Source organism: Gelidibacter salicanalis (genome assembly GCF_016469035.1).
GTDB lineage: Bacteria > Bacteroidota > Bacteroidia > Flavobacteriales > Flavobacteriaceae > Gelidibacter > Gelidibacter salicanalis_A.
In genome coordinates this window covers 1-17,870 of record NZ_JAEHJZ010000018.1, presented here as the reverse complement: position 1 = coordinate 17,870, position 17,870 = coordinate 1, and the positions used below count along the sequence as shown (strand labels likewise).

16 protein-coding genes are annotated in these 17,870 nt (G+C 37.4%); 11 read left to right on the top strand and 5 right to left on the bottom strand.

The features are described from left to right. The first annotated feature begins 18 nt into the window (after positions 1 to 18). Complete coding sequence (locus JEM65_RS08080; RefSeq protein WP_199598442.1) at positions 19 to 735, top strand: SAM-dependent methyltransferase; 717 nt, start codon at positions 19 to 21, stop codon at positions 733 to 735. On the opposite strand, the gene JEM65_RS08075 is transcribed toward JEM65_RS08080, so the two are convergent. The 5 genes from JEM65_RS08075 to dapF form a co-directional block, all read right to left on the bottom strand. Then, positions 736 to 1,404, bottom strand: a complete 669-nt coding sequence (locus tag JEM65_RS08075) for a peptidoglycan-binding protein LysM (RefSeq protein WP_199598441.1) — start codon at positions 1,402 to 1,404, stop codon at positions 736 to 738. Between the two features lie 104 nt (positions 1,405 to 1,508). Beyond that, positions 1,509 to 2,423, bottom strand: coding sequence for a DUF2279 domain-containing protein (locus JEM65_RS08070; RefSeq protein WP_199598440.1), 915 nt, complete (start codon positions 2,421 to 2,423; stop codon positions 1,509 to 1,511). Between the two features lie 3 nt (positions 2,424 to 2,426). Further along, on the bottom strand, positions 2,427 to 3,470 hold the full coding sequence (gene mltG / locus JEM65_RS08065; RefSeq protein WP_199598439.1) for an endolytic transglycosylase MltG: 1,044 nt from the start codon (positions 3,468 to 3,470) through the stop codon (positions 2,427 to 2,429). Further along, positions 3,471 to 3,995, bottom strand: a complete 525-nt coding sequence (locus JEM65_RS08060; RefSeq protein WP_199598438.1) for a GNAT family N-acetyltransferase — start codon at positions 3,993 to 3,995, stop codon at positions 3,471 to 3,473. It abuts the gene before it with no gap. Next, on the bottom strand, positions 3,995 to 4,768 hold the full coding sequence (gene dapF / locus JEM65_RS08055; RefSeq protein WP_199598437.1) for a diaminopimelate epimerase: 774 nt from the start codon (positions 4,766 to 4,768) through the stop codon (positions 3,995 to 3,997). Before dapF ends, JEM65_RS08060 begins: the two co-directional genes overlap by 1 nt. Positions 4,769 to 4,950: 182 nt before the next feature. On the opposite strand from dapF, the gene JEM65_RS08050 reads away from it, so the two are divergent. From JEM65_RS08050 to JEM65_RS22355, 10 genes are all read left to right on the top strand, one after another. Continuing rightward, positions 4,951 to 6,372, top strand: coding sequence for a trypsin-like peptidase domain-containing protein (locus JEM65_RS08050; protein WP_199598436.1), 1,422 nt, complete (start codon positions 4,951 to 4,953; stop codon positions 6,370 to 6,372). 419 nt (positions 6,373 to 6,791) lie between these two features. Next, entirely contained in the window at positions 6,792 to 8,240 is a 1,449-nt protein-coding gene (locus JEM65_RS08045) for a glyceraldehyde-3-phosphate dehydrogenase (protein WP_199598435.1), read from the top strand. 142 nt (positions 8,241 to 8,382) lie between these two features. Continuing rightward, a complete protein-coding gene (locus tag JEM65_RS08040; protein ID WP_199598434.1) occupies positions 8,383 to 9,000 on the top strand; it encodes a tRNA (guanine-N1)-methyltransferase in 618 nt (205 codons plus the stop codon). Between the two features lie 101 nt (positions 9,001 to 9,101). Further along, entirely contained in the window at positions 9,102 to 9,779 is a 678-nt protein-coding gene (gene trmD / locus JEM65_RS08035) for a tRNA (guanosine(37)-N1)-methyltransferase TrmD (RefSeq protein ID WP_199598433.1), read from the top strand. A 198-nt stretch (positions 9,780 to 9,977) separates the two neighbouring features. Continuing rightward, a complete protein-coding gene (gene rplS, locus JEM65_RS08030; RefSeq protein WP_199598432.1) occupies positions 9,978 to 10,328 on the top strand; it encodes a 50S ribosomal protein L19 in 351 nt (116 codons plus the stop codon). Positions 10,329 to 11,031: 703 nt separating this feature from the next. Further along, positions 11,032 to 11,604: a pentapeptide repeat-containing protein gene (locus JEM65_RS08025; RefSeq protein ID WP_199598431.1), complete on the top strand. Its 573-nt coding sequence runs from the start codon at positions 11,032 to 11,034 to the stop codon at positions 11,602 to 11,604. A 96-nt stretch (positions 11,605 to 11,700) separates the two neighbouring features. After that, a complete protein-coding gene (locus tag JEM65_RS08020) occupies positions 11,701 to 13,938 on the top strand; it encodes an NADP-dependent isocitrate dehydrogenase (RefSeq protein ID WP_199598430.1) in 2,238 nt (745 codons plus the stop codon). Between the two features lie 109 nt (positions 13,939 to 14,047). Further along, positions 14,048 to 16,423, top strand: coding sequence for a TonB-dependent receptor (locus tag JEM65_RS08015; RefSeq protein WP_199598429.1), 2,376 nt, complete (start codon positions 14,048 to 14,050; stop codon positions 16,421 to 16,423). A 2-nt stretch (positions 16,424 to 16,425) separates the two neighbouring features. Beyond that, a complete protein-coding gene (locus tag JEM65_RS08010) occupies positions 16,426 to 17,241 on the top strand; it encodes a DUF4249 family protein (RefSeq protein WP_199598428.1) in 816 nt (271 codons plus the stop codon). A 146-nt stretch (positions 17,242 to 17,387) separates the two neighbouring features. Next, on the top strand, positions 17,388 to 17,633 hold the full coding sequence (locus JEM65_RS22355; RefSeq protein ID WP_306465084.1) for a DUF6095 family protein: 246 nt from the start codon (positions 17,388 to 17,390) through the stop codon (positions 17,631 to 17,633). The last annotated feature ends 237 nt before the right edge of the window (positions 17,634 to 17,870 follow it).

The window sequence follows — 17,870 nt, the reverse complement described above, 5'->3', positions numbered from 1 at the left end:
AATCTGAAAAGAAAACACATGGAAAATCAATTTGGTAAACTTTACTTAATACCTACAGGTTTAGGCGACAATCCAGTGTGGGATGTGTTGCCTCAATCGATACGAAAAATCATAGAGTTTACGGACGATTATATTGTTGAGAACGAAAGGACAGCGCGGCGTTTCATTAAAGAAACCCAACCTGAAAAACCCCAACCTTCATTGAACTTTAAGGTTTTAAACAAGTATACGGAAGAATCTGAAAAATCGACGTTTTTAGAGGCGTGTAAAGCAGGCAAACCCATGGGGCTCTTATCTGAAGCAGGTTGCCCTGCAGTGGCCGATCCAGGTTCAGATATTGTCAGGTTGGCACATGAGCTTAACATTCAAGTAGTACCGTTGGTTGGTCCTTCTTCCATAATCATGGCACTCATGGGGTCTGGGATGAACGGACAAAGCTTCGCCTTTAATGGCTATTTACCTATTGATAAACAAGAACGCAAAGCAGAATTAAAGCGTCTTGAGAAACTTTCCCATGATCAGAACCAGAGTCAATTATTTATAGAAACGCCTTATCGCAACAATAAAATGCTCGAAGATTTGTGGGGAACGCTGCAACCGCAAACCAGAATTTGTGTGGCGTGCGACTTAACTCTGCCTACAGAATATATCAAAACTCACCCTGCCAAAGACTGGAAGCACATCAAAGTGGATTTACACAAACGACCCGCCATCTTTATCATCCACAAGGACTGATTACAAAACAGCTTTAGCTCTTCTGTTTGGTTTGATAAACGACGTATCATAACCGGAAAAACGTTTCATATAATGTGAAATAGAAGAACCATAAGCATCAGAGTAATTGTAGCCGCCAAAACTTCTTAGAAATTTCTTTACACTTCCTGGTCCCGCCAAATGGGCAGCGGCCAGAATTCCAGATTCCGTAATGGTAATTCCATGAATTTCTTTACCGACAAAACGCGCAATGTCTTTTCTGAGTATCCATTTGTTACGCTCAGAATTGGCTAAAAAAGCCTTCTCTTGTAACTCCGGAGTGTACAAAAAGAATTGCGGATTGTAAACCCCCAATAATTTTAAGGTTTCAGCACCAAATTGGTACTTTCCTAAATACCCAAAATCATTTACAGTAAAATAATTACCTCTCGATTCTTTAAAAGCAAGCGCTTCTTTGAATCCTAAATACGATTTTCCTAAATATGGAAAATACTTATCATATGTAATTGTTGGGAAAGTTCCTTCTGTTGGAGACAACATAGCGATGTCTTCAGAAACTGTGTAGTTTAATTCTAACCCTTCCGTAGAAAAATTAGTCATATCCACAGTCGTTTTTGGAAAAAGTGCCGTCATTAATATGACACAAATTGCAAAAGGAATAACAAAATAATTAGTGATTTTTTTTAACATTTTTCCTAATATTCGTAAAGCCTTTTATTTTTTAAGTAGACTTAAATTTCAGCGTGCAAAGATACGTTTTTTTATTAAAGCCTCAAAATTAATCGTTTAAGTCTCTAAAAATAGACCCCATGGAGCTTTACGCCATTTTTACCAGCAAACTCCACAGTTGGAAAAGGCACCTTAATAACGTTTAAAACGTCAAAAACCGTCCTCAATAAAGGCGATTTTGTTTCAATCCGCGACAAGTCTACATCTAAACTCAAATAGAATTGTCGAGCTCTGTTTTTACCAGTAATATTGTTATCAATAACCCCACTATTACCAAACATCATGCCATCCGCGCCATAACCTACTGCAACATTGAGCCACTTGGGAATATGGTCGTTTTTAATGAAAGCATGCATATTAAAACTGAGCCAATAAGTTTGGCCGTTATAATCTTTTAAAAGCTCCTCAAGAAATCCGTCGCCTAATGCTTTATCCGGCTGCGCCTCGGCATATTTGGTTTGATGGAAAGAATATTTCAGAGCGATCCGTTGCTCGTGCCACAGCACCTCTTGTCCAATATAAAATCCGGCGCCAGATGCATTGGCCAACATATCTCCCCAAGAAAAGCCCCATTCTTTGCTAAAGCCGTCTAAAACTTCCACCGCGCTCAAAAATGTAAACCCCAGGGTTGCGCCATAAGGCAACTGTTCGCTTTTACTTGCGCCACTCCAAGCCAGCGCGTTGGCTCCTAAGCGCCCTAATTGATAGGATGAAAACACATGGCCCATCTTATCTATCTGCAACCATTCTGAATTATCATTGATGGTGTGAAAATTGGACTGCTGATAATCCGCATACCACAGTTGGTGGAGGCCTATTAAAGTGAGCCCGCCTATAGCTCCTTCAGAGATATAGACAGCAGTCCTTCTTGAAGTATTTAGCGTATCACTTGGTTGAAGGAATTGTTCTAGTTTTGTTTGGGAAAAGGATGGCGCGGTAATGATTAGGAAAAAAAACAAACTACAGGTTAACCGCGCCATCAGTTACCTGTTTACACCTTGCTGATTGATCCAGCGCACATATTCTTGTCTGTTGACATTATGCTGTGACAAGGTTTTTGCGAATTTATGATAACCAAAGTTGGTGACATCAGCCACAAAATACAAGTAGTCATGCTTTTCAAAATTCAAAACCGCGTCAATGGACGTAATGTCTGGCATGGCAATCAACCCTGGGGGTAAGCCGGCATATTTATAAGTGTTATAAGGCGAATCTATCACCAAGTCTTTATAGAGGACACGTTTTATGACTTGATCAAAATTACCTGAGGTAAGTTTAATAGCATAAATAACCGTTGGGTCTGCCTGGAGCGGCATGCCTATATTTAAGCGATTCATATACACACCTGCCACTCGTTTACGCTCATCTACCTTGGCAGTTTCCTTTTGGACAATGGATGCCATGGTCATTACCTTTTCTGGGGTAAGACCAATAGTTTTAGCTTTTGCCATACGATTTTCATTCCAAAAACGATGATATTCTTTAAGCATACGCTCTCTAAATTGTTCTGCGGACGTGTTCCAAAAAAACTCGTAACTATTTGGGATGTACATCCCTAAAGCAGTTTTGGAAGAAAAGTCATTCGCCTTTAAAAACTCAGGAGAAGACATCACGGTAAACAATTCCAAACTATCGGCTTCAATTTGGGTAGAGATACGGCCTGCTAAACGTTCTAGTGACTCTTGATTATTAAAAGAAAGTTTGACAGGAATATTATTACTTCGGATGGAGTTGACAATATCATTATTGTTCATCCCTTTTTTAATGGCATACTTACCCGCTTTGATGTTGGAAGTGTATTTTTTACGCTCTGCAAGCGCATCAAATTTATCAATATCCTTTAAAAGTGGCTGCAATTGTGCTCTCACGTCCCGATACGTAGCATTGGTGGGAATGTACACATAAGCTTCATCATTATTAAAAGCTGTGTTGGATATAAACATGGTTTGGTAAATAGTATAGGCGAAAAAAGCTGCTACTACTAAACCGATAAGGGCGATGGCGACAAAGATTTTTTTGAAATACATTTAGTTGTTGATAAGTTGAAAAAGATATTCGTTTTTATAGGTTTTATTGGTATAAATCCAATCTTTCTTGACCCCTACTTTTTGGAAGCCTTGATTGGTAAATAAGTTGATGCTCGCCTGATTGTCTTCCGTAATATTACAATAAAGTTGGTGCAGGTTCAGATGGTTAAAACTGTAATCGATCACTAATTGCAGGGCTTCCTTTCCATAACCTTTACTCCTATCTTCCAGTTCCTGAACCAAAATTCCCACGCCTGCATGACTGTTTTTAAAATCAAAATCAAACAGATCAATAAGTCCGATGGCCTTGTGTTGATAGTTTGAAATGACCAATCGCAATTGCTTTACCTCATAGATATCTCTATGGGAATTTTCAAGATACTGTTCAAGGATGTACCGCGAATATGGAGTTTGCGTGTTACTCAGTTCCCAAAGGTACTCATCGTTTTCAATGGAAAATAGAAAATTTAAATCTTCTGGCTCCAAAGCGCGTAAATAGATATGTTCTCCTTTTAGAGTCTCCATTATAGTTCGCCTTTAAAAACCTGAATGGCAGGACCTATCAACCAAATATCGGCGTAGCCATCACCCGCTTTCTTAAAAGCGACTTTAAGCTTCCCGCCTTGGGTATTTAAAGTAATTTGGTTTTTTTCTGTTTCTCCAAGATAATTCATGGCGAGCGCAACAGCTGTTACACCTGTACCGCAAGACAACGTTTCATCTTCAACACCGCGCTCATAGGTCCTAACAGAAAAGACATCATCGGAAACTTTTGAGACAAAATTCACATTTGTCCCACTTTGAAAATAAGGCGCTCCATATCTAATTTTACTACCAATTTCTTTAATTTGAAGTTGGTCTAGATTTTCTTGTAGTTGCACATGGTGTGGAGATCCGGTATTTAAAAACACGTGCGATTCATACTGTTCTATAGCCGCCACATCCTGCATTTGTAAGTGTACACTATCCGCTTCTATGGTTGCATGATGCAACCCGTCAATAGCCTCAAAAGTTGTGGTGTTTTCTACAATTCCCAGAAATTTAGCAAAGGCCACTATACAGCGTCCTCCGTTACCACACATCGAACTTTCATTTCCATCGGCATTATAGTATACCATTTTAAAATCCACGTCATTATGACTTTCAAGCAGGATCAATCCGTCAGCTCCAATGCCAAAACGTCTGTCACATAAGTAACTAACGTGTTTGGTATCATTTTTGTCAAATGTTAAGAGACGATTGTCAATCATCACAAAATCATTGCCCGTTCCTTGGTATTTATAAAAAGTCTGTTTCATAGGTTTGGCAAATATAGGAAATATGGATGGTTTTTTGGCTTGTTAATCCAGCGTTAAAGTTGTCGTTAAAAATCGTTAAAAGAAACCGTTTGAATCAATAAAATTCTAATTTTAAACGTTAAGTACCTATCTATTCTATTTATACTATTTATTTTATAAATCATTATTAAACTCTAATTAAAATGAAGAAGATTTTAACCCTAATTTTAGTATCTGCGTTAGGTGGAATCATGACACTTTCTGCCTACAAGATATTTTTAGAAGAAGACCATACCAATGGTACAGCTGCTAGTAATAGCACTAATTCCAGTGCGTCTTATTTCCCTACAAGTAACACAGCCGTCACTTCCTACGGCACCCTATATGCGCCTGATTTCACTGAAGCTGCTGAAAATGCGGTGCACGCCGTTGTACACGTTAAAAACACAACACTCAGCAGAGCACCCATGACACTTCAAGATTTATTTATGGGCAGAAGCACGGAGCGCGCCCAAGTTGGGACTGGAAGTGGTGTTATTATTTCTCCGGACGGATACATCATTACCAACAACCATGTTATTAATGGTTCTCAGCAACTTGCCATTACCTTAAATGACAATAAAATATACGAGGCTGAACTGATTGGAACGGATGAGAAGACGGATATCGCCTTGTTAAAGATTGACGCAGGAGAAGATTTACCATTTGCAACTTTTGGAAATTCAGATCAGGTTAAGGTTGGTGAATGGGTTCTGGCCGTTGGAAATCCATTTAACTTAACCTCTACTGTTACTGCCGGAATTATTAGCGCTAAATCTAGAGACTTGTCGGGCATTAATTCCCAATCGTTTTTACAGACGGATGCCGCGGTAAATCCAGGGAATTCAGGAGGCGCCCTTGTAAACACGCGTGGAGAACTGATTGGGATCAATACTGCCATCACTTCCCAAACAGGTTCTTACATTGGGTATTCCTTTGCTGTACCAAGTAACATTGCGAGAAAGGTTGTGGAAGATATTATGGAGTTTGGAAACGTTCAAAATGGCATCTTAGGAGTGAGAGGTGGTGAACTGAACAGTAAATCGGCTGAATCTTTTGAGGTGGATGCCACCCAAGGATTTTACGTAAGTGATGTTGAAGAGCGCTCAGGAGCAGATAAAGCTGGTGTTAAGAAAGGAGACATTATCAAGAAAATTGACAATATTACGATTTCGAAATTCTCAGATCTGAGTGGGTATTTGAGTACAAAGCGCCCTAATGATGTGGTGGATTTGTCAATTATTAGAAATGGTTCAGAAAAGAAAATCCCCGTGACCTTATCTAAGAGTGAAATCATGACCATTGAGTTTTTGGATATGCAATTGAGAAATATCCCAAGCGATGTTAAAGAAAGTAGTAAAATTAGCAACGGTGTTGCCGTAATCAAAAATGACAACTACGCACTTTATAAAAATTTGGGAATTAACTCCGGTTACGTAATTACAGAAATCAACGGTCAGATAATAAACAACGTAGATGACGTAATGAAGTTAAAACTCAAGTACGGCGACGATTTGGAAAAGAATATTAAAAAACTATCTGTCATTACAAGTTCAGGACAAAAAGAGAGTTTTATTTTTAGATAATCTTACATTATTGTCCGATAAAGAATTAAGATCGCTGCGCTTATAGTCCCGATAGCTATCGGGAAAACAACAAAGACTTGATTTTAACTGACGGATAAACAGTCATTATTCTAAATTAAATTTGCCCAATCACTCTAAGTGAAATTGGTTTCAAAAACAAGGTGTCATTTTTAAGTTCTCGAACCAGATCATGCTTTAAGGGGGTTTGCAAACTTTTCACCTGTTTTACCGGACACTGATGATAATCTTATAACATTTTTTAAAATTTCAACCCTTTGGAACTATTCTTTTCCAAAGGGTTTTTTAGTTCTTAAAAGCTTACGAAAACGATTGAAATATGTTACTTTTGCACTTCCGAATAGTCGGGCTAAACACAACAACAAGTCTGCTAAAAAGCAGGCACACTAAACTTTGAAACAATGGGTTTGAATGGAACTTATGAGAACGAATTAGCTTTTCAAGCAGACAGACGAAAAGCCACAGTTGAATTTATCAAAATAGTCAGTGATCTTTGGTATGACAAATCCATTGAGCTGGTGCTATTTAGAAATCAATTAATTGACAGAAATGTCAGTGAGATTTTAAATTTGCATGAATATGCAGGTGCGTTTGTTCAAAAGCCAATTTCAATTTTTGATTCTGTTGAAATTGCACAGGCTATCAAAACCTTAGATGTTCCACCAGCAAAACTGGACATTGGAAAACTGACTTACGAATACCATTTAGAAGATCAGAAGTATTCCAATGCCACGGCATTTGTAGCCGGCAAGCTTAAAAGCGCCAGCAATAATGAATCCATAACACCTAAAGACGTTGTGCTTTATGGGTTTGGACGAATTGGACGATTGGTTGCGCGCGAATTGATGACCAAAACCGGAAAAGGAAGCCAAATGCGTTTGAGAGCCATTGTCACGCGAGGAAAAATTGATCAAACTGTTTTAGAAAAAAGAGCATCCTTATTGCGCAATGATTCTGTACATGGCGACTTCTCCGGAACTGTCATTGCAGATTTGGAAAATAGTGCGCTCATAATTAATGGTACCACTGTTAATATAATTTCTGCTAACGCTCCAGAAGACATTGATTATACTACATATGGCATTAAAGATGCTTTGGTAATTGATAACACGGGAGCTTTTAGAGATAAAGAAGCCTTGAGCAGACACCTCAAGTCTAAGGGTGTTAGCAAAGTACTCCTCACTGCTCCTGGCAAGGGCATTCCAAATATTGTACATGGGGTTAATCATTTGGAACACGATCCTGATACCGTTGATATTTATTCAGCAGCATCTTGTACAACCAATGCCATTACGCCCGTTTTAAAGGCTATACAGGATACATTTGGTGTAACCTATGGTCATTTGGAAACCATTCACGCCTATACCAATGATCAGAATTTAGTAGATAATTTTCATGACAAATACCGTCGTGGACGCGCTGCAGGTTTAAATATGGTCATAACAGAAACAGGTGCAGGAAGTGCTGTTGCAAAAGCATTACCGTCTTTGGAAGGGAAATTAACGTCTAACGCCATTCGTGTTCCCGTACCAAATGGCTCGTTGGCAATATTAAATTTAGAGTTGGATACCGCAACCTCTTTAGATGGCCTTAACACCACAATGAAAAAATATGCTTTAGAAGGCGATCTTGTAGAGCAGATAAAATATGAGTTAAGTGATGAATTGGTATCAAGTGACATTATTGGCTGCTCAGCACCTGCAATTTATGACAGTAAAGCAACAATTATCAGACCTGATGGCAAAAATGTAATTTTGTACATTTGGTACGATAATGAATATGGTTATAGCCATCAAGTTATCCGATTGGCAAAATATATCTCTAAAGTCAGACGTTATACATATTATTAGTAGGCCGAACATCTAAAATAATACTTCAATCGTATATAAATAGCCTCCTTATTGTGAGGCTATTTGTTTTAAATAGTAGCAGTGACATCTATATAATTTTTTATCTTGTGCAAATTTTAACCTTATCAGAAAATCTAATCGAATGCATTCATTAAAAACCCTAACGTTCACCCTTCTTTCTTGCCTATTTTTTGTAATAGCCAACGCTCAAGAAACCACCACAGAGGAAGAGGACAAATTATCCTTGACCGAAGGCACCATTGACAACCAATTTGAATATGTTATTCAAAAATCTTACAATTATCAAGAATATAAAAATGTTAAAAAAACATGGTTGTATCAATTAAAGGCACACACACTAGATTCCTTAAAGGCCATTCAACATAATTTAACAAGGTCACAAAACACTGTTGACAGTTTAGCACAGGAAATCACCACATTAAAAACCAATCTATCCCAGACCAAATCAACCTTGGCTGACACCAACGAAGAGAAGGATAATATGGCTTTATTTGGTTTACAAATGAGCAAAAGCAATTACAATGTATTGCTCTGGAGTATTATTGGCGCGCTATTTGCACTTTTGCTATTGTTTATTTATAAGTATAGAAACAGTAACTCTGTCACCAAACTTGCCCAAAAATCCTTGGTTGAAACGGAAGAAGAATTTGAAGAGCATCGACGGACAGCGTTGGAGCGCGAACAAAAAGTAAGACGCCAGCTACAGGATGAAATCAACAAGCAAAAAAGCATAAAGTAAAACTCAAAAAATCTGTAATTAACCTTACAGATTTTTTTCTGTTCTCCGAAAATTGAACGCTGAATACTTTTTTCGCATCTTTGCAGCGTAGACATTAGACCATGCGCATAGATATTATTACCGTTTTACCCGAATTACTTAAAAGTCCGTTTGAAGCCTCTATTTTAAAACGTGCCATTGCGGCTGGTTTGGTGGAAGTCCATTTTCATAACTTGAGAGATTATACCACTGACAATTATAAATCCATAGACGATACACAGTTTGGGGGTGGTGCAGGAATGGTGATGATGATAGAGCCCATTGATAAATGCATTTCTATGCTTAAAGAAGCTCGCAACTACGATGAAGTTATTTACATGACACCTGATGGCAACACGCTTAACCAAGGCATTGCCAACACGCTGTCCTTAAAAGAAAACATTATTATTCTTTGCGGACATTATAAAGGTGTAGACCAACGGGTAAGAGACCTATTGATCACCAAAGAAATTTCAATTGGTGATTATGTGCTTTCTGGAGGCGAATTAGGTGCAGCAGTGCTATGTGATGCGGTGATACGATTGATTCCTGGGGTACTGGGCAATGAAACATCGGCGTTAACAGATTCTTTTCAAGATAATTTATTGGCGCCACCCATTTACACAAAGCCAAGGGAGTATAAAGGCATGAAAGTTCCAGAGATTTTATTTAGCGGTCATTTTGCGAACATTGAAAAATGGCGTGAAGACAAAGCATACGAACATACCAAAGCGAGACGACCAGATTTGTTGGAAGATTAATTCAGTGTTCAGTCTTCAGTCCTCAGTCATCCATCATCCATCATCCGTCATCCGTCATCCGTCATCAATTTCCACGAACTTTTCTTCACAATACTATTGCCAATTATTATTTATTGATTACTTTTGCATCCAATTTCATATTAACCTCTGGCGATCTCCGTGAATGTTGGTTTGGATTAAATTTTAAAATTAAAAGAAATGAATTCTTTAGTAAAATTTGTACAAGACGAATTTGTAGAAAAAAAAGAATATCCTAAATTCGGCGCCGGTGATACGATCACAGTGTACTACGAAATTAGAGAGGGTGAAAAAAAACGTACACAGTTCTTTAAAGGTGTTGTATTGCAACGTAAAGGTACTGGTAGTTCAGAAACGTTTACAATCCGTAAAATGTCAGGAACAATTGGTGTAGAGCGTATTTTCCCTATCAACCTTCCTGCTCTTCAAAAAATTGAAGTGAACAAGAAAGGTAAAGTGAGACGCGCACGTATTTTCTACTTTAGAGGTCTTACTGGTAAGAAAGCAAGAATTAAAGAGAGAAGAGGATAGACTCCTTAAACTTATAGTATATAAAAGCCTTGAAAATTTCAAGGCTTTTTTATGAACAATTGTTAACAACTCAAGTTCATAACCCGTTGAAAACTAAATCCTTCCCATTCTTGGATTCTACAACTTATTTTTGTAATTTAGTATAACGATTTGATAACAACCTTGTGTTGGTTTCAACCTAAAAAATTGAACTTAATTTGAATTGCGTAAAGTAACGTTCTTTATTAGTTTGTTTTTCGAGAGGTTTTAATAGTTACGTGCAAATGTGGACATTAAAAAATCATGATACTTTAAAAAGTGCACCACGCTTAGGTAGGGTGAAACTAGTAGAGTTGAAAGTTTCCAAAGATGGTAGCAACTAAAGTGAATACCAAGGTAGGAAGTAATGTGTTGGACATTGTTGTTTGTAAAAACGAACAACAAAAGATAATACATCAAGAAAAACAACACATTGAAACATTTTACTAACACGTCAATACATTTTGAAAGTTAGAAAATGTTTTATTGAAGTAGCATAACTTGAATTGAAAAAGACGATTGTAAAATGTAAGTTTTAGTCGGCTGATTTAACAGCAATGTTAATTAGATCACGTTACTATTTCAAAGAAAGCCATGTCAAGGTAGCTTCGCTACAATGATATGGCTTTTGTTATTTAGATACTTTCGGCTTAACTTTCCGCATTCATACTATTTACAACCTTAAATGACACCAGCTTTTATCGATTCAAAGGAATTTAACAACACAGATTTTACGGAGGACACCCTTCAAAAAGCCGAATATGACAACTGCAGCTTTGCCAACTGTAATTTTACGGATACAGACCTCTCTTCCATTACGTTTTTAGAATGTCGGTTTGACACCTGTAATTTCAGCAATGCCAATGTAAAATATACCATTTTTAGGGACGCCAAATTTATTGATTGTAAGCTGACAGGACTTCAGTTTCAAGATTGCAACCCGTTTTTATTAGCGTTCAGCTTTTTCAATTGTCAATTGCAATTCTCATCCTTCTATAAGTTAAAACTAAAAAATATTAGGTTCATCAATTGCAATCTCAATGATTCAAATCTTTCAGAAACCGATTTTACAGGTGCCTTATTCGAAAACTGCGATTTCAAACACGCTATTTTTCAGCAAACCAATCTCAAAAACGCAGATCTGAGCACTTCGGAAAATTTCAGCATCCATCCAGAAAACAATGTGATTAAAAAAGCGAAATTTTCTAAAGAAAATGTTTTGGGCTTGCTTGAGCATTATCAAATTAACATAGTATAATTGAGTGCTTTTCGGTTTTATATGCTAACCTCAATTTTGTATATTTGCAGAGCCTAATTTGGGGCCAATCTTTAACATTTAAATTTCAAAATTCTTATGGCAAAAACTTCTACCATTATCTATACTAAAACGGACGAAGCTCCCGCGTTGGCAACACGCTCGTTATTACCAATCATAAAATCATTTACAGCATCCTCAAATATCGACATTGTTACTAAAGACATTTCTTTGGCAGCCCGTATCTTGGCAGTATTTCCTGATTTCTTAAACGATGATCAAAAAGCACCTAACACTCTAGCTGAACTGGGCGAACTTGCCACACAACCTGAAGCCAACATCATTAAATTGCCAAATATCAGTGCCTCTGTGCCGCAACTTAAAGAGGTTATCGCAGAGTTGAAATCACAAGGATTCAATATTCCAAATTATCCTGATGACGCACAAACAGTAGAAGAAAAAGACATCAGATCTCGATATGATAAAATAAAAGGAAGTGCGGTTAATCCAGTACTTCGTGAAGGTAATTCAGACCGACGTGCACCTAAGGCAGTCAAAAATTACGCCAAAAAAAACCCACATTCCATGGGCGCATGGTCCTCTAATTCTAAGACGGAAGTTGCAACCATGACGCAGGGCGATTTCTTTCATACTGAAAAATCCTTGACGCTTCAAAAAGCTGATACTGTCAGTATAAAATTTGTAGGAACAGATGGTAAGGAAGACGTTTTAAAAGACAAACTCAACCTGCTTGAAGGCGAAATTATTGACGCGTCAATCATGAGCAAAAAAGCACTCATCTCCTTTCTAAAAGATACTGTTAAGGAGGCACAAGATAAAGGCATTCTATATTCATTGCATTTAAAAGCGACTATGATGAAGGTGTCTGACCCTATCATCTTTGGTCATGCTGTTGAAGTATTTTTTAAAGATGTCTTTGATCAATATCAAGTGGAATTTAAACAAATTGGTTTTAGCCCAAGTAATGGATTAGCCAATTTATATGATGAGTTACAAGAACTTCCTGAGGCTAAGCGTAAGGAAATTGAAGCAGCTATCGAAAAAGGAATTGCCAATGGTCCAGATTTGGCCATGGTAAATTCTGATAAAGGAATTACGAATCTGCATGTTCCTAGTGATGTGATTATTGACGCTTCCATGCCTGCAATGATCAGAACGTCTGGTAAAATGTGGAATGCCCAAGGAAAACCGGAAGACACTTTAGCTGTTATTCCTGATAGCAGTTACGCTGGATTGTATGAAGCGACCATCGATTTCTGTAAAAAACACGGTGCTTTTGATCCAACAACCATGGGAACAGTCCCGAATGTTGGTTTGATGGCCCAAAAGGCAGAAGAATATGGTTCTCATGACAAAACTTTTGAAATAAGCAACGATGGGAAGGTTATCGTGGTTGATTCTGAAGGAAAAACCCTAGTAGAACATAATGTTGAAAAAGGAGATATTTGGAGAATGTGCCAAGTTAAAGATGCACCAATCCAAGACTGGGTAAAATTAGCGGTAACCAGAGCAAAAGCATCGGCTACACCAGCTGTCTTTTGGTTGGATAAAAATAGAGCCCATGATGCCGAATTGATCAAGAAAGTAAATCAATACCTTCCTAATCACGATACACAAGGCTTAGATATACAAATCCTATCTCCAGTTGAAGCTACTACCTTCACATTGCAGCGTCTCAAAGATGGCAAAGACACTATTTCTGTTACAGGAAATGTATTACGGGATTATTTAACCGACCTCTTCCCTATTTTAGAATTGGGAACAAGTGCAAAAATGCTTTCTATCGTACCTTTAATGAATGGTGGCGGCTTGTTTGAAACAGGTGCAGGAGGTTCAGCACCTAAACACGTTGAACAGTTTGTTGAAGAAAATCATTTGCGCTGGGATTCATTAGGTGAGTTTTTAGCGTTAGCAGTCTCTTTAGAACATTTAGCGGAAAAAAATGACAATCCTAAAGCGCAGATTTTAGCAGACACTCTAGATGAGGCTACTGGTAAATTATTAGATAATGGAAAATCACCTTCTCGTAAATCTGGCGAACTTGACAATCGAGGCAGTCATTTCTATTTGGCACTCTATTGGGCTGAAGCATTGGCAAACCAATCTTTAGACATGCAATTACAAGAGGAGTTTAAAGTACTTGTTGAAGTATTAAAGACCAATGAAAATACTATTGTTGAAGAATTGAATAGCGTTCAGGGCAAACCAGTTTCAATTGGTGGATACTATGAACCAAACGAAAAGTTGGTAACTGAGGCTATGAGACCTAGTGACACCTTCAATGCCATTCTTAAAAACAAGGTAGCCACGGTATAAATATTACAGCTCTTAGTTTGTTTATTTTTATTTATAAATAATTAAACAAAATTTCTACAAAAAGCTCCTTTTATCGAGGAGCTTTTTCTATTTTTATGAAAAATTGCAGATGATCACACACTTGAAGGTTGCACTATGGCTTATCTTATATTTGCCACTCTTCATGAATTCTCAGGAGAAATTTACGCTTAGCGGTAAGATTACAGACCAAGGCAGTAACGAAACTTTAATTGGGGTCAATATTATTTTTCCAGAACTCCAAAAAGGAACCATTACTAATGAATATGGCTTCTATTCCATAACCCTGAAAAAAGGCACGTATAATTTTCAAATTAGTTATTTAGGGTTTAATAGTATTTCAGAAACGATTACGATTGATGCCAGCAAAACGCTCAACTATAAACTCACCGAGTCTACCGAAAGTTTACAAGAAATAGTCATTACTGAAAATGTGGAGAAATTGAACATTCGGAAGCCTCAAATGAGTGTCAATTCGCTTTCCATAAGCACCATAAAACAAATGCCAGTGATTTTAGGAGAAGTTGATGTGCTTAAAGCCATCACTCTGCTACCGGGTGTTACCAATGCAGGCGAAGGTTCTTCAGGTTTTAACGTAAGAGGTGGTGCAGCAGATCAAAATTTAATTCTTTTGGACGAAGCCACCATTTTCAATTCCTCCCATCTGTTCGGGCTTTTTTCTGTATTTAATCCTGACGCCATAAAGGATCTCAAACTCTATAAGGGCGGGATTCCCGCTAAATACGGCGGACGCGTATCCTCTGTTTTGGACATCTATCAAAAAGAAGGCAACAGCAATGGGTTTCATATGAGCGGTGGTGTGGGTCTCGTTTCAAGCCGACTATTAGCGGAAGGCCCAATAAAAAAAGAGAAAGGTTCTTTCTTGGTAGGTGGGCGTTCAAGTTATGCGCATCTCTTCCTACCGTTATTTGATATTGATAGTAAGGCCTATTTTTACGATTTGAACTCAAAATTGAGTTATAACATTAATCAGCACAATAATATCTACCTCTCCGGGTATTTTGGAAGGGATGTTTTTGAAATATCGGACAGCTTTAAAAACACCTATGGCAATACCGTCATCAATTTTAGGTGGAATCACCTCTATTCTGAAAAAATGTTCTCTAATCTATCTCTGATCTATTCTGATTACTATTACGGACTTGCCCTTAAATTTGTGGGCTTTGACTGGACTTCTGGAATTAAAAATTTCAATCTGAAATACGATTTAAAACATTATATCAGTTCCAACTTCAAATTAGATTATGGTTTTAATAGTCTGTACTTAACTTTTAATCCCGGAGAGATTATACCTACTTCTGAAAATTCTGGCATTAACGCATATAATCTGATTAAAAAATATGCTTTTGAAAATGCAGTGTATGTTGATGCAGAACATCAATTAAGTTCTAGGATTGCTGTATCCTACGGATTGAGATTAAGCAGTTTTCATCGTCTTGGCCAAACAGAGCTTAATATCTATGAGAATGACCAGGCTGTAAGTTTCAATGACGATCTTAAAATTTATGAAAAAGCAGAACCTACTGGTGTCAAGACTTATGAGCGCTCTGACGTCATAGAATCATTCATGAATTTAGAACCCCGATTGGCCCTGGCCTATCAGCTCAATGACAATGCCTCTATTAAGGCCAGCTATAATAGAATGAGTCAATATTTACACTTGCTCTCCAACACGAGTTCCCCCACGCCTTTAGACATTTGGGCTCCTAGTGGAAAGTATATCAAACCTCAGTTATTGGATCAAGTTGCTTTAGGATACTTCAGGACCTTTAAGGATAATAAGTACTCCCTGGAAGTCGAAACTTTTTACAAAGACATTAAAAACCGTATAGATTATATTGATGGCGCCAATTTAATTGCGAATGATGCCATTGAGCAGGTTATTTTAAATGGAAAAGCAAGAGCTTATGGATTGGAGGTTTTATTTAGAAAAAATGAAGGCAAATTAACGGGGTGGATTGCCTATACACTTTCAAAATCAGAACAAAAAACTTCAGGTAGAACACCTTTGGAAACAGGCATCAATAACAGTAATTGGTATAGCACACCTCATGACAAGACGCACGATATCTCCATAACATCCAATTATGAAGTCAATGAAAAATGGAGCTTCAGCAGTACTTTTGTTTTTCAAACAGGACAGCCTACAACCTATCCAAATAGTCAATATGAATACAATGGCATAAGCATCCCTAATTATGAAGCTAGAAACTCAAGCCGTTTGACAAATTACCACCGTTTGGACCTCTCAGCGAATTACAATCCTAGCCCAAATTCCAAAAAAAGATGGAAGGGCGAATGGGTGTTTGGTGTTTACAATCTCTATGCCCGTAAAAATGCATCCTCCATCAGGTTCAGCGAAAATAGAGATACGGGCGTCAACGAAGCCAGCAGATTGGCCTTGTTCGGAATTATTCCATCAGTTTCTTATAATTTTAAATTTTAGACATGAGAAATTTTATATTTATTTTAAGTCTGCTACTTCTTCTAACCTCATGTGAAGATCTTATTGAAGTCGATTTGAATACTGCTGATCCGAAATTGGTGATAGAGGCCTCCATTAATTGGACAAAGGGTACTTCAGGTAGAGAACAGGCCATTAAATTATCACTGACTGCACCTTACTTTGAAGAAACCATTACGCCCGCAAATGGCGCTGTCGTTAGCATAACCAATCAATACAATACCGTGTTTAAGTTTATTGAAGAAGGCACTACGGGTATGTATCGCAATACCAATTTTGTACCTCAAATTAATGCGTCCTATACCCTCAACATCGCCTACAATGATGAAGTGTATAAGGCTACAGAAATATTTAAATCAGTTGTGACAATAGACCGTATAGGACAAAACAATGAAGGTGGTTTTTCAGGAGACGAGATCGAATTAAAGGCCTACTATACTGACCCTGCGGATGAGAAAAATTTTTATTTTTTCGAGTTTATTAGCGATATTCCAGCCATCCCCTCGTTATCGGTGTATGAAGATAGGTTTAACAATGGTAACGAAATATTCGGATTTTATAGCAAAGAAGATTTAAAAGCCGGAGACACAGTCACCATCAGAAATTTCGGCATCTCAGAACGGTTCTATAATTATATGTTCATTTTACTGCAACAAAATAATGATTCCGGCGGCGGGCCGTTTGAAACACAATCAGCAGTAGTTAAAGGCAATTGTGTTAATGAGACAAATCCTGAGAATTTCCCACTTGGATATTTTAGATTATCAGAAGTTGCTGAGGTAAACTATACCGTTCAATAACTACTTTGGTATGGCATACTTAAAAGGGAAATTTACTATTTATCGAAAGGACAAGTAATCAACAAAATTTTGTACTTTTGAAACTATTGTAAATCTGAGATTAATAATATAGAGGAAAAACTAAACTCCTCAACAATTGGATTAGAATGAATCCTACACCAATGGAAACTAAAAAAACAGATAAAAATTTACTTGTTAAGGGAATTCAAAACATGGGCATCTGTTTAATATTAATGCTCACTGGCCCTACAATGCTGCATATTGCATTTAGCAATCAAGATAAACCTACCTATATACTAGTCCTTATTTTCGCAATTGTATTATGCCTTGGTGCAATTTTTTTCCTATTTAGAGGTATCCACATTATTATGCAGAGTCTATTTAAAAATTAATCCATAGGCTCCATATCCTTAGACTACCCTATTTCTACACTAAAAAATTAATTTTCCTATAAAATTTTTGAATCGAACACTGTTTTTTCCTCGATTTATAGCGTCTACATCATTTCTAATCACAACCCAAAACTCTCAATTTGAACTATTCAATTATCAAAGTGGTTCTTAATCGATCTATACAATTGCAACACGTCAACTAACTTAAGAAGTTTAGTAACTATTCAGGCTTCAATA

Excerpts from the sequence above, each read along its gene's own strand:
- JEM65_RS08015 (WP_199598429.1), top strand. The coding sequence starts at position 14,048 with ATGATCACACACTTGAAGGTTGCACTATGGCTTATCTTATATTTGCCA.
- trmD (WP_199598433.1), top strand. The coding sequence starts at position 9,102 with ATGCGCATAGATATTATTACCGTTTTACCCGAATTACTTAAAAGTCCG.
- JEM65_RS22355 (WP_306465084.1), top strand. The coding sequence starts at position 17,388 with ATGAATCCTACACCAATGGAAACTAAAAAAACAGATAAAAATTTACTT.
- JEM65_RS08045 (WP_199598435.1), top strand. The coding sequence starts at position 6,792 with ATGGGTTTGAATGGAACTTATGAGAACGAATTAGCTTTTCAAGCAGAC.
- JEM65_RS08050 (WP_199598436.1), top strand. The coding sequence starts at position 4,951 with ATGAAGAAGATTTTAACCCTAATTTTAGTATCTGCGTTAGGTGGAATC.
- JEM65_RS08020 (WP_199598430.1), top strand. The coding sequence starts at position 11,701 with ATGGCAAAAACTTCTACCATTATCTATACTAAAACGGACGAAGCTCCC.
- rplS (WP_199598432.1), top strand. The coding sequence starts at position 9,978 with ATGAATTCTTTAGTAAAATTTGTACAAGACGAATTTGTAGAAAAAAAA.
- JEM65_RS08040 (WP_199598434.1), top strand. The coding sequence starts at position 8,383 with ATGCATTCATTAAAAACCCTAACGTTCACCCTTCTTTCTTGCCTATTT.
- JEM65_RS08025 (WP_199598431.1), top strand. The coding sequence starts at position 11,032 with ATGACACCAGCTTTTATCGATTCAAAGGAATTTAACAACACAGATTTT.
- JEM65_RS08060 (WP_199598438.1), bottom strand. The coding sequence starts at position 3,995 with ATGGAGACTCTAAAAGGAGAACATATCTATTTACGCGCTTTGGAGCCA.
- JEM65_RS08010 (WP_199598428.1), top strand. The coding sequence starts at position 16,426 with ATGAGAAATTTTATATTTATTTTAAGTCTGCTACTTCTTCTAACCTCA.
- mltG (WP_199598439.1), bottom strand. The coding sequence starts at position 3,470 with ATGTATTTCAAAAAAATCTTTGTCGCCATCGCCCTTATCGGTTTAGTA.
- dapF (WP_199598437.1), bottom strand. The coding sequence starts at position 4,768 with ATGAAACAGACTTTTTATAAATACCAAGGAACGGGCAATGATTTTGTG.
- JEM65_RS08075 (WP_199598441.1), bottom strand. The coding sequence starts at position 1,404 with ATGTTAAAAAAAATCACTAATTATTTTGTTATTCCTTTTGCAATTTGT.
- JEM65_RS08080 (WP_199598442.1), top strand. The coding sequence starts at position 19 with ATGGAAAATCAATTTGGTAAACTTTACTTAATACCTACAGGTTTAGGC.
- JEM65_RS08070 (WP_199598440.1), bottom strand. The coding sequence starts at position 2,423 with ATGGCGCGGTTAACCTGTAGTTTGTTTTTTTTCCTAATCATTACCGCG.